The sequence below is a fragment of the Bacteroidota bacterium genome, from assembly GCA_016715945.1.
Taxonomy (GTDB): Bacteria; Bacteroidota; Bacteroidia; order Bacteroidales; family F082; genus JALNZU01.
In genome coordinates, this window is the sequence record JADJXJ010000003.1 from 441892 (window position 1) to 454375 (window position 12484).

A 12484-nucleotide genomic window follows, 5' to 3' on the forward strand; every position below is an offset into this window, starting at 1 on the left:
TTCTTTGTGCAAATTTAGCGCCAAAACCGGCCCGGATTATACCTTATTATTATATTCGCCAGCCATAAACAGTTTATCGTTTGGAAACAGGACATCTTCCCGAATTTGAGCAGAAAATCCGGCGTCCGCACTTGCTCAGCCTTCTTTGTGTGCTTAGTTTTATCGGATCGGCGCTGAGTGCAGTTAGTGGTTTTTTCGTGTATATCAACTACCGGCACATCCTGGAGCTGATGCAATCCGATGGCATGTTTCAGCTGGGCGAGCAGCTCCGCATCATCCAATCCATCCCGAGGGAGTTTTTCCTGATAGCCGCACTTCTCAATGTGGTTTCGTTTGTGGGGGTTCGTTTTATGTGGATGTTGCAAAAAGCCGGTTTTCACCTCTATGCCATCTCTCAATTGCTCATCATTATCTTTTCCTCTGTCTATATTTACAAACCTGCCGGTGTCTTTCCGGGTTTCGATCTCATGCTAACCACCCTATTTATATTAATGTATCTCCGTTTTCGCGATATCATGTCCTGATTTCTTGCCAACTTCACAGCATATGGGCAAACGGCAGCTCTTTGTTTTTACGCTCACACTGGCCTATTACCTTCTTTCGCTCATTTTGCTCATGCTTCCGCTGTGGTGGTCGGAGCAACAGGCAAGGATATGGGATCTTTATCCTCATTTCATCTCTCGTGACAGTTTCATGCAACTCCTCTTACTTATCGCATTTCTTCATCTTGCCATTCTGGCCGGTTTGATTTTGATCGCATTCAGGAGGCTCAAAGCAGGTTTATGGCTGCTCACCGTTGCCGGAGGCATATGGCTTGCCTTGCAGTTTGCCCGTGCCGAAGGCCAGGCCTTGCTCAGGCCAGTTGCGGAATTGTTGCTGATCGGCACCTGCCTGTTGGTAAACGGAAAAAGTCAGCTTGCCCCACCTAGGAAGGGGACAAATTTTGAAGATACTGATAATGAGATGTATAATTAAGCTATGCTGTTTTTCGGAACAATTCTCATTCGGTTAAGATACTGCAGGAATTTATCGAAATCGATAGGAATCTTTAATTTTATTTGCAGAATTGGTTAAGTTTGGTTTATTTTCGTCCCGGAAAAGGTTAAAATAAATTTATATGTAAAGGATTTTCGATTCATTTTCACTAATCAATTCACTAACCAAAATTCATCAGTATGAGAAAAATTACCTTGTTGCTGGCCTGCATCTTTTTTTCCATGCAGGTTGTGCTCGCTCAACGCGTAATCACCGGTACGGTGACGAGCGCTGAGGATGGTAGTGGCATTCCGGGCGTAACGGTGGTCGTCAAGGGCACCACGGTCGGAACTACTACCAACCTCGACGGTAAGTATCAGCTCGATGTGCCGGCCAATGCCCGCACCCTGGTCTTCTCCTTTGTGGGATTGCAGACTCAGGAAGTGGACATTGCAGGCCGTTCGCTGATCAATGTATCCATGCAGGCCGATGTGAAGGCGCTCGAAGAGATCGTTGTGGTCGGCTACGGTGTGCAGACACGTCGCGACGTTTCGGGCTCTGTGTCCAAGGTTAAAGGCGAAAACCTGCGCACCATCCCGGTTCAAACCTTCGACATGGCCTTGCAAGGAAAGGCAGCCGGTGTGACGGTAACCGTGCCCAATGCCGTGCTTGGCAACCCGCCTGTAATCAGGGTGCGTGGCGTAAACTCCATCTCGGGCAGTTCGAGTCCCTTGTATGTGATTGATGGCGTACCGGTGTTCACCGGCGACTTTGGCCGCAATGCCACCCCGGTCAACCCCCTGGCCGACATCAACCCTGCCGATATCGAGAGTATCGAAGTACTCAAAGACGCCTCGGCCACCGCCATCTACGGTTCACGTGCTGCCAATGGTGTAGTTCTTGTTACTACCCGCCGCGGACAGCAGGGCAAAGTAACCGTTACCTATGATGTCTCCGTAGGTTGGAACTCCCCCTACCGCCTCTACGACCTCATGGATGCGTATCAATTTGTAGAAACCAAAAACAAGGCACGCGAAAATGCCGGACTTGCTCCTGCATATCAGCTCGACACCATTGATGGCAAGGTGGTCAATACCAACTGGAACGACGTAGTTTACCGCACTGGTTTCCAGCATAGCCATGCCCTTTCGGTTTCGGGTGCAAGCCCCAACACTACTTACAATTTCTCGGCCGGATATTCCAATACAGATGGTATCATCCGCACCAACCAGCTTGAGCGCCGCAGCTTCCGCTTCAACATCGACCACAAAGTAAGCAAAGCCTTCACAGTGGGCGGTAGTGCTGGCTACACCAACACCTTTGCCAATGCACCCCAGACAGGTTCGATTGCAGGTGCAAACTTCGCAACCGCTGGTGCCGGACGTCTGGCATTTGTGACCGCGCCCATCGTGCCGGTTATGCTGCCCAATGGCGATTATAACATCGACTACCCCAACAACCGTGTGGGTCTTCGCAAAAATACCCAGCCTGTAGGCTTCTTCCATCCGCAGTTCCTTTTCGACAAGAATTACAACAATGCCCAAAGCGACCGTGTGCTGGGATCGTTCTTTGCCAACCTTGAAGTTTACAAGAACCTCTTCCTGCGCACTACCTATGGCATCGACTACAGCCAGATCGAGTCCAAGACCTTCTGGCACCCCCTGCACGGTGATGGCCGCACCAACGGTGGCGAAGCCTATAACTATTTCGACCGCCGCAAGCGCTGGAACTGGACCAATACCCTCAATTATTCAACCACAATTGCCGAAAAACTCAATACTGCATTTCTGCTTGGTTTGGAAGAACAGTACACCCAGTTTGACGGCTGGTCGGGCCGCAGAACCGGACTTGCCGACCCCTTCTTCCAGGACTATCAGGGCTCGTTTACCACACCTCAGCAACCCCCGGCAGCGCTGTTGAGCGAAAACTTCTTTACTTCAACCTTCGGACGTATCAATCTGAATTGGGACAGGAAGTACTACCTTGAAGCATCGCTCCGCCGCGACGGTTTCTCAGGTCTCGCTCCGGGCAACAAATACGGTAACTTCGGTGGTGCCAGCCTCATGTGGAACATTTCGAATGAAGGCTTCTTCCAGGAAAGCGGACTCGGCCAACTGTTCTCCGATCTTCGTATCAAAGGCTCATACGGAAGGGTTGGTAACATTAGTGGTGTAAGCGATTTTGCTTCGTTGTTCCTTTATGCTGCTGGAACCTATAACGGCAATGCCAGCCTCTTCTTCAACCAGGCCGGTAACCTTGACCTGCAGTGGGAAACTTCCAACAAAATGGACGTAGGTCTGGCATGGGCAATCATGAACGACCGCTTCCAGTTTGAGCTGAACTATTTCCACAACAACCAGAACGGCCTCATCCTCAACGTACCCCAGTCGCCTTCAAAAGGTATCCCAGGCAATACCCTGCCTATGAACGTCGGTGCCATGGTGAACTCCGGTATCGAATTCCAGCTCACCAGCGTCAACGTCCGCAACAATAAACTCGACTGGACAACAACCTTCAACTTCAACTATCTGAAGAACGAAGTTACTGAGCTCGCCGACGGTGTACCATATATAGTAGGTGTAACCCAGCTCGAAACTACCAACCGTACCCTTGTTGGTTATCCAGTAGGTTCAATCTGGGGTGTGGAAACCGGTGGTGTTGACCCGCAAACCGGTCGCCGTATCTTCTATCGTCGCGACAAAGACCCGAACACTGGAGAAATTACCAAAACCAAGGTTTACTTCGACTTCAGCAAGCCTGCAGCACAGCGCTGGCAGCTCGAAGACGGTACCTTCTCCCGTCCGATCGACATTGCCAACGATGGTACCGTGCTGGGAAGCGCCATCCCGAAGTTCTTCGGCGGTATGGACAACAACCTGACTTTTGGCAACCTCGATTTCAACATGGGTCTTACCTATGCACTGGGCTTCTATGTGTACAACGGCTCAAAAGCCGGTCTGCGCGACCAGCGTAACTGGAACAACTCTGCCGAAGTGGCCGAGACCTACTGGAAGAACCCTGGCGACATTACCGACATTCCCAAGCCTATCTGGGGCGACAATATCTCCAACGGCTCCACCATGGTTCAGTCGCAGAACGTTGAAAAAGGTGACTACCTGAAAGTCCGCAACATCGGCCTTGGTTACACCCTTAAAAACGACTTCCTGCGCAAGAACAGCATCAACAGGGTAAGGTTCTATGCTCAGATGTTCAATGCCTTTGTTTTCACCGGCTACACCGGAGCTGACCCCGAAATCTCCTCCAATGGCGATGCCAACCTCACCCCTGGTGTGGACAGGAACACTGTGCCTCAGGCCAGAACCATCTCATTCGGTATGAACCTGGTATTCTAATTTAAAATTGATCAATCACATGAAAAGAAATATCACATATTCCGCACTGGTTTTGCTGATAGCGATGGTGTTCACCTCGTGCCACAAGGATTTGCTCGACCCGACACCTCGCACATCCATCTCCGACAGAACAGCTTTTGAAACCCGCGACCGCATTGTCGGACAGGTAAATGGAATTTATGCTTCATTCAAAAATGGCCAATACCTGGGTGGTCGCTATCTGGTTTACAACGACATCCGCAGCGATGACTTCCTCAACCTGCAGCAAAATGGTGTTACAGGTCTGCTCACCTGGGGCCACAACCTGACCCCCAGCACCAACGAAGTGCAGAACCTCTGGGATGCGGTGTATGCTGCCATTGGTCGCATCAACCTCTTTCTCGACGGAATGGAAGAAAACAAGCAGAATATCCTGTCGAAAAACCTCCTCACCGAAGCCGAGTTCAATCAGTTCAAAGGCGAAGCCCTTGCACTGCGCGGTCTGGCTTACTTCCACCTGTCGCAGCTCTATGCCCGTCCCTACAAACAAGACGCCAATGGACTGGGGATGGTATTGCGTCTGAAATTCGTGAAGTCGGGCGCCGAGAACGATATGGCTCGCTCCACTATTAGTGAAACCTATCAGCAGATCCTTTCCGACCTTAACGAGGCCGAAAATCTGCTTCCCGCAGTTTCCGGCGATAATGATGTGGCCAAGGTTACCCGTATCCACAAGGGATCTGTGGCTGCCATCAAGTCGCGTGTGTACCTGCACATGGAAAACTGGGATAAGGTGATCGAAGAAGCCAACAAGCTTGTTTCGGCCAATGCGCCCTTCACTGCACCCTCAGGTGTGGCTTATGCCCTGGCCGACAATTTCGAGAGCATCTTCCGTCCGCCCTACACCACAAGCGAGTCCATCTTCAGCATGCCCATGTCGGCCACTGAGCTCCCCGGCACACAAAACGGCCTGGCACATTACTTCTCTGTTTCCAAAACCGGAATGCAGATCGGAAACAATGAGTATCCCATCAACCAGCAAAGTGTGCTTTGGACCAGCACGGTGTTCCCTGCCGACGACTTCCGCAAGAATTTTGTTGAGCCCCACACCATCGGTGGAACCGGACATATTTTCCTCAAGAAATACATGTCTTTCCCTCACACCGACTTTGTGCCTGTAATTCGGTATGCCGAAGTGCTGCTCAACCTTGCTGAAGCAGAAGCAATGAAAGCCTGGCCCAGCAACAGGGCTGTCGCTTTGCTCAACGCAGTGTTCAAACGCTCCAATCCCAATGCAGCCGACCTTAGCGCAGCCGACTTTGCCAACCGCGATGCTTTCATGAGCCGCCTGATGCTCGAGCGCAACCTCGAGTTCCTTGGCGAAGGTCTCCGCAGCATGGATGTTACCCGCAAACTTCAGCCATTTGCTGCCAAGGGAACCGTGCCTTCTGTTCCGGTAAGCTCGGTAGCCTATGTTTGGCCCATTCCGCAAAATGAGCTCAATACTAACAGGCTGATTCAGGAAAACCCCTGATAATCAGCCATGAATACTGAAAAAGCGACCCTGAACAGGGGTCGCTTTTTTTGTGCAACCTTTTGAGTGGTAACTTAGTCTAATAAAAATATTTCGCACTAATGCTTCGCTATACCATTGTTCTGATTAATTTTCCTAAAACTTTTTATTTGGATTATTTGAAGTTTTATTCGTTAAATTAGCGACCGCTTTGGAAAGGAAGATCATTTTATGATTGTTTAACTACCTAAATTAACCAAAATTCACCAGTATGAGAAAAATTGCTGTTTTGTTGGTGTTCTTGATTGCTGCCGGCATGAGTAGTGCCTTTGCGCAAACAAGAACCGTGTCTGGTAAAGTTACCAGTTCTCAGGATGGTATGGGGATTCCCGGTGTGACGGTCGTTGTCAAAGGCACGACCATCGGGGCCATAACCGACCTGGACGGGAAGTATCAGATCAATGTGCGTCCGGAGCACCGGACACTGGTCTTCTCCTATGTTTCGATGAGGACAGTGGAGGTGCCCCTGGGTAATCAGACCAGTATCAACGTTGTGATGGAGCCAGACGTGTTCCAGATCGACGAAGTGGTCGTCACGGCCATCGGCGTATCGCGCGAGAGCAAAGCGCTGGGTTATGCCGTTCAGTCGGTTGGCTCGGATGCTATTGTGCGCTCGGCTGCCACAAACCCCATCAATGCACTTACTGGAAAGGTTGCCGGTGTGCAAATCATCAACTCTTCCGGAGCTGCAGGTGCGTCTTCGTTTATGACCATCCGTGGTACGGCTTCCATCACCGGCAACAACCAGCCCTTGTTCGTTATTGATGGTGTGCCGATCGACAACTCGCAGCTTACCTCCGGTAACCCGGACGATGGAAGCAACAACCTCCTTTATGGTGTAGCACTTTCTAACCGCGTGGTTGACCTCAACCCTGAAGACATCGAGAGTGTAAACATCCTCAAAGGCGGTGCTGCAACTGCGCTCTACGGTCTGCGTGCAGCAAACGGCGCTGTGATTATTACCACCAAAAAGGGTTCGGCTTCTTCGGGCAGAAGGTCGAGCGTGGCTTTCAACAGCTCGGTTACTTTTGAGCAGGTTTCCCAATTGCCCGAGATGCAAAATAAATATGCCCAGGGTGTTGGAACATACAGCCCCACAACAACTGCAGTCTGGGGTCCGGCCCTGGCTGACCTGCGATTCGACGGAGCTACCGATAATCCTTATTATCCACAAGGTAACATCGTTCCAGCTGCCAATGCTCCTGCAGGTGCGTTGCCAGTGCCGGCTTACGACAATGTCGGCAACTTCTTCCAGACAGGTGTCGCCTACAATAACTCCATTGCCATCAGTGGCGGAAGCGACAACAACTCCTATTACCTTTCGATTGCAAACTCTTCCAATAAAGGTGTTGTGCCGAACAATACCTTCGACAGGACTAATATTTCGCTCAACAGCGAAAGCAAGCTTTCCGATAAGTTCAAGTCGGAGACCAGGCTTGCCTATACCAATTCGGGTGGTATCCGAATCCAGCAAGGATCGAATACCTCGGGTGTGATGCTTGCCCTCATGCGTATGCCCCCTAACTTCGATATAACCGGTGGTTCAGACGACCCGGTAAACGACAGGGCTTCCTACATGCTCCCCGACGGTCGCCAGCGCAATGCTTACCGTGGTGGCGGATACGACAACCCCTTCTGGACAGTGAACATGAACCAGTTCAAGGACATTGTAAACCGTCTTACCGGTCACACTGCCCTCAGCTATATGGCAAACGAATGGTTGTCGGTAACATACCGTATTGGTACCGACTGGTACAGCGATCGCCGCAAACAATTCTTTGCTCGTGGTTCGCGCACTGCACCCAACGGCCGCATTTATGAACAACAATTCTTTGTTCAGGACATTAACTCCGACCTGCTTTTCAATATCAACAAGAAAATCAACGAGGACATCACTTTCAATGCCCTCCTTGGTCAGAACATGTTCCAGACCTCGTTCCAAAACCTCTACGTTCAGGGAGATGACCTGACTGTTCCGGAGTTCTATCACCTCTCGAATGCAGCTACCTACATCACACGTGAATCCAAATCGAGAAAGCGCACAGCTGCCATTTTTGCCGACCTTGGCATTTCGTACAAGAACATGCTGTATTTTAATGCCACAGGCCGCAACGAATGGTCAACCACCCTGCCGGAAGAAAACAACTCCTTCTTCTTCCCATCGTTCAACGGTTCGTTTGTATTTACCGAACTGCCCGCATTGAAAGACAATGCAGTGCTTCCTTACGGTAAAATAAGGGCTTCGTATGCCATCATTGCCAATGATGCATTTGCATACGGAACGCTTTCCACCTTTACTGGTGCAGCTTTTGCCGATGGCTGGACCGATGGTATCAGCTTCCCCTTCCTCGGACAACCCGGATTCACACTCTCGACAACCTTGCCAAATAGTGAGCTGGAACCCGAGTTCCTGAAATCATTCGAAGTTGGTTTCGATCTTAAATTCTTTAAAAACCGATTGGGCCTCGATTTCACCTGGTACGACAACAAGAACGAAAAACTCATCCTTTCGGTGCCGATTGCCAAGTCGTCGGGCTACTATGCTGCCAACCTGAACGCAGCTACAATGGTGAGCAAAGGTATTGAGCTTACCTTGCGCGGTGTGCCGGTTCAAACCAAAAACCTGAATTGGAACATTGATGTGAACTTTACCAAGAACGTGAACGAAGTTCTCCAACTGGCTGAGGGTGTTGAAAACGTATTCCTGGCAGGTTTTGTGGGTTCGCAAACACGTGCCGTTGTAGGTCAGCCTTATGGAAGCATTTTTGGCAACGACTGGAAACGTGATGCCAATGGCAATATCCTGATTGTGGACGATCCAAACGCATGGAACTACGGTTATCCTGAAAGCGATGAGGATGAAACCAACCTTGGTAATGTGATGCCCGACTGGACGATGGGTATCAACAACAGCCTGAGCTGGAAGGGCTTGTCGCTCAGCTTCCTGTTCGACATCAAGAAAGGCGGCAAGATGTGGAATGGCACCAAAGGCGCCATGTACTTCTTCGGTACACACAAAGACACCGAATCGCGCGGAGATGGCGCTGTTTATGTGTTTGAAGGTGTGAAAATGTCGAACGGACAACCCAATGATATCAAGGTAGCTAAGGATATCGACTGGTATCGCAATGGCGAAGGTAGCGGCTTCACCGGACCTGCCGGGCAGTTTGTGGAAAGCACCGACTGGGTGCGTCTGCGTGAGCTGACCCTCTCATACGCCCTGAACCGCTCGCTGCTCACCAAAACCTTCCTCAACAGTGCCGAAGTGTTCTTTACCGGCCGCAACCTCTGGCTGAGCACACCATACACCGGTGTCGATCCCGAAACCAGCCTTATTGGCGCTGGCAACGGACAGGGTCTCGACTACTTCAACATGCCTGGCGTGAAGAGTTACACATTTGGTTTGCGCCTTACGCTGTAATCAATCACCAATGTTGACAAAACACTAACATGAAAAATTTTAAGAAAATGAGAAACAATATCATCAAAAGCGTTAGTCTGTTTCTGTTGATTGCAGTGATGATTTCGGGCTGCAAAAAATGGATTGATACAGACATCAACAAGAACCCCAACAACCCTGCCGACGTTTCGATGGCACTGCTGTTGCCTGCCACCCAGGGGGGGCTTGCCTATGTGATTGGTGGCGACCACAGCCGCGTGTCGGGCATGTGGATGCAGCACCTCTCAGGCGTTGACCGCCAGTCGGCAGCGCTCGAGCGTTATTCGGTGCTCGAATCTGACCAGAACAACCTCTGGAATACACTCTATGCCGAAATTCTGAAGAACCTTGACATCCTGGTAAAAAAGGCTGTCGATCAGAATGCGCCTCATTTTGAAGGTGTTGGCAAGATCATGACTGCCTATACCCTTGGTATGATTACCGACGTTTGGGGCGATGCACCCTACAGCGATGCACTTCAGGGTGAAACCGGAAACCTGACCCCCAAATACGATACCCAGGAAAAGCTCTATCAAACCATCAACACCCTCCTGGATGAAGGTATTGCCAAACTGAGCCAGGCCTCTCCTGTGGGCGCTCCCGTACCCGGCGCAGCCGACCTTGTGTATGCTGGCAACGCTGCCAAATGGGTAGCCCTGGGCAAATCGCTGAAAGTTCGCTATGCCCTCCATCTTTCCAAAAGAAATGGCTACGGACCTGTTCGCGACCTGATCAATCAGGGCGGACTGATTGCTGACAACAGCGGCGACTTCCAGATCAATTTCGGAACAGCTGCTTCGGCCAACAACCCCCGCTTCCAGTTTGACCAGCAGCGCGGCGATATCCGCGTAGGCAAAAGAATTGTTGACCTGATGAAGGCCAACAACGACCCGCGTATTCCCCGTTATTTCGACAAGAAATCGGCTGACGAATACGTTGGTTCCGGCCCGGGCGAAAACAACGTGAATGCCGCATGGATCGGACCCGCCTATGCCTCGAACAACTCGCCAGTGTTCCTCATGAACTACTTCGAAGTAAAATTCATCGAGGCCGAGGCCTTCTTCGAAACAGATAAAGCAAGGGCTGCAACTGCCTACAACGATGCAGTCAAAGCTTCGCTTGCAAAGCATGGCGTGAGCAATGCTGCATGGGAGGCTGACAATGCCAGCGAAACGGCCAGCTCCATCACCATGGAAAAGATCATGACCGGCAAATATATTGCCATGTTTATGAGCTCCGAAACCTGGGTTGACTGGCGCCGCACCGGTATGCCCTCGCTTGCCCTTCCGGCTGGTGTAGTTGGTGATCAGACGCCCCGTCGTTACCTCTATCCTACCGACGAACGTCTGTATAACCCCAACATGCCTGCCGGTCTCACCGTGACGAACAAGGTTTGGTGGGATCAGTAAAATCAGTATTGATAGCTAATTAACAGGGGAGGCTGCCAGTCAGGCAGCCTCCCCTGTTTATGTTGGGCAATAAAAAAAGCTCCCGATCAGGAGCTTTTCTGGTGGAACTGGCGGGATTCGAACCCGCGTCCAAACAAGGAGCAACCATGCTTTCTACATGCTTAGCCGTTTGTTGGTTTTCGTACATGGCCTGGAAAACGGCATCCGGAACCATGTCTTAGCTCCTGAATTTCGCCCGGCAGGCGGAGCAACTGCCGGACTATCCCGAACTTGATGTGCACCCCGTGCTCAGGCCGGAATCGGGCATCTCCACCTGCGGGATGTCTCGTCAGGGCGCCTTGCACCCCGATTAAGCTTCAATCTACTGTGCTTCGATTAAGCAGCGAGAGCGTAGTTAGTTTCGCCAATTATTGTTCGCGATCAGGATTTACGAGCGTCATCGCAAGGCTCGGCATGCTTACATAACCACTCTGCTTGCTGTCAAAACCTGTCAGTCCCGTGGTTATAGGGCACTCATCAAATTTTATGCCGATGCAAAGATACATCGGTTTGCAGCCCAAGTCAAATAATAAAATCAACCATTGAAGGGGCGCGCAAAACGCAGCACATCTTCGCGGCTCACAACCGGACCTGCCAAAATGACCAGCCTTTCCACGGCATTGTGCAATTCGCGGATGTTTCCGGTCCAGCGGTATTGTTGCATTTCGAGCAGGGCTTCGTCAGTAAAGCGGGCTGCCGGCTTGCCCATACGTTGTGAGATGAGTTCGGTGAAATGGGCCACGAGCAATGGAATATCATCGGCCCGCTCACGCAGCGGGGGCACATGAATCACAATCACGCTCAGCCGGTGGTATAGGTCCTCGCGAAACCTCCCCGCTGCAATCTCATCGTGCAGGTTTTTATTTGTAGCACTCAGTATGCGTACATCCACCGGAATCTCTTTTTCGCCCCCAACCCGTGTGATCTTGTTTTCCTGCAATGCCCGGAGCACCTTGGCCTGAGCGGCCAGGCTCATATCGCCAATTTCGTCGAGAAAAAGGGTGCCGCCATGGGCCAGCTCAAAGTCGCCTTTACGTTGCTTGATGGCCGAGGTAAATGAACCCTTTTCGTGTCCGAAAAGCTGACTCTCGATGAGCTCCGAAGGGATGGCAGCACAATTGACTTCGATGAATGGGGCGTGCGACCGGTTGCTGAGTTCGTGAATTTGTCTGGCAACCAATTCCTTGCCCGTGCCGTTCTCGCCGGTGATCAGCACCCTCGCATTGGTGGGAGCCACCTTTCCGATCATCTCCCTGATTTCGTTGATGGCTGCCGACTTGCCCACCATCTCGTACTGCTTGCTGACGACTTTTTTCAAAGCTTTGGTTTCGTTCACCAGGCGCGACTTGTCCATGGCATTGCGCAGGGTGATCAGGAGCCGGTTGAGGTCCGGCGGCTTGCTGATGTAGTCGTAAGCGCCTTTTTTGATGGCCTCGACAGCAGTTTCGATGGTGCCGTGGCCGGAAATCATCACCACCGGGCTGTCGGTAATCTGTTTCAGAGCTTCGAGCGTCTCAATGCCATCCATATCGGGCATTTTGATGTCGCACAATATCACGTCATAATCGTGATCTTTAGCCAGGGCTATGCCTTCAGGTCCGTTGGCGGCATCGTCAACCTTGTATTTCTCGTATTCCAGAATTTCGCGCAATGTACGGCGGATGCTGATTTCGTCGTCAATGATCAGGATACGTGGCATGAGCTTTTTGCTGTAAAA

General features: G+C 51.0%; 7 protein-coding genes and 1 other RNA gene. 6 read left to right on the forward strand and 2 right to left on the reverse strand.

Annotation, left to right across the window (positions count from 1 at the left end; all coding sequences use genetic code 11):
- The first annotated feature begins 80 nt into the window (after positions 1-80).
- The 6 genes from IPM52_12135 (at position 81) to IPM52_12160 (ending at position 10728) form a co-directional block, all read left to right on the forward strand.
- Positions 81-524, forward strand: a complete 444-nt coding sequence (locus IPM52_12135) for a hypothetical protein (GenBank protein MBK9292359.1) — start codon at positions 81-83, stop codon at positions 522-524.
- A 22-nt stretch (positions 525-546) separates the two neighbouring features.
- Positions 547-975, forward strand: coding sequence for a hypothetical protein (locus tag IPM52_12140; protein MBK9292360.1), 429 nt, complete (start codon positions 547-549; stop codon positions 973-975).
- 200 nt (positions 976-1175) lie between these two features.
- Positions 1176-4328, forward strand: coding sequence for a SusC/RagA family TonB-linked outer membrane protein (locus tag IPM52_12145; protein ID MBK9292361.1), 3153 nt, complete (start codon positions 1176-1178; stop codon positions 4326-4328).
- Positions 4329-4347: 19 nt separating this feature from the next.
- Complete coding sequence (locus IPM52_12150) at positions 4348-5841, forward strand: RagB/SusD family nutrient uptake outer membrane protein (protein MBK9292362.1); 1494 nt, start codon at positions 4348-4350, stop codon at positions 5839-5841.
- Positions 5842-6091: 250 nt separating this feature from the next.
- Entirely contained in the window at positions 6092-9301 is a 3210-nt protein-coding gene (locus tag IPM52_12155) for a SusC/RagA family TonB-linked outer membrane protein (GenBank protein ID MBK9292363.1), read from the forward strand.
- 47 nt (positions 9302-9348) lie between these two features.
- Positions 9349-10728: a SusD/RagB family nutrient-binding outer membrane lipoprotein gene (locus IPM52_12160; protein MBK9292364.1), complete on the forward strand. Its 1380-nt coding sequence runs from the start codon at positions 9349-9351 to the stop codon at positions 10726-10728.
- A 99-nt stretch (positions 10729-10827) separates the two neighbouring features.
- On the opposite strand, the gene ssrA is transcribed toward IPM52_12160, so the two are convergent.
- Together ssrA and IPM52_12170 are read right to left on the reverse strand one after the other, a co-directional pair.
- Positions 10828-11226: a transfer-messenger RNA gene (gene ssrA / locus IPM52_12165) on the reverse strand.
- Positions 11227-11302: 76 nt separating this feature from the next.
- A complete protein-coding gene (locus tag IPM52_12170; protein MBK9292365.1) occupies positions 11303-12466 on the reverse strand; it encodes a sigma-54-dependent Fis family transcriptional regulator in 1164 nt (387 codons plus the stop codon).
- Positions 12467-12484 lie beyond the last annotated feature (18 nt).

Bases quoted from the DNA above. Each gene is read 5' to 3' on its own strand.
- IPM52_12150 (MBK9292362.1), top strand. From the start codon at position 4,348: ATGAAAAGAAATATCACATATTCCGCACTGGTTTTGCTGATAGCGATG.
- IPM52_12140 (MBK9292360.1), top strand. From the start codon at position 547: ATGGGCAAACGGCAGCTCTTTGTTTTTACGCTCACACTGGCCTATTAC.
- IPM52_12155 (MBK9292363.1), top strand. From the start codon at position 6,092: ATGAGAAAAATTGCTGTTTTGTTGGTGTTCTTGATTGCTGCCGGCATG.
- IPM52_12160 (MBK9292364.1), top strand. From the start codon at position 9,349: ATGAGAAACAATATCATCAAAAGCGTTAGTCTGTTTCTGTTGATTGCA.
- IPM52_12170 (MBK9292365.1), bottom strand. From the start codon at position 12,466: ATGCCACGTATCCTGATCATTGACGACGAAATCAGCATCCGCCGTACA.
- IPM52_12145 (MBK9292361.1), top strand. From the start codon at position 1,176: ATGAGAAAAATTACCTTGTTGCTGGCCTGCATCTTTTTTTCCATGCAG.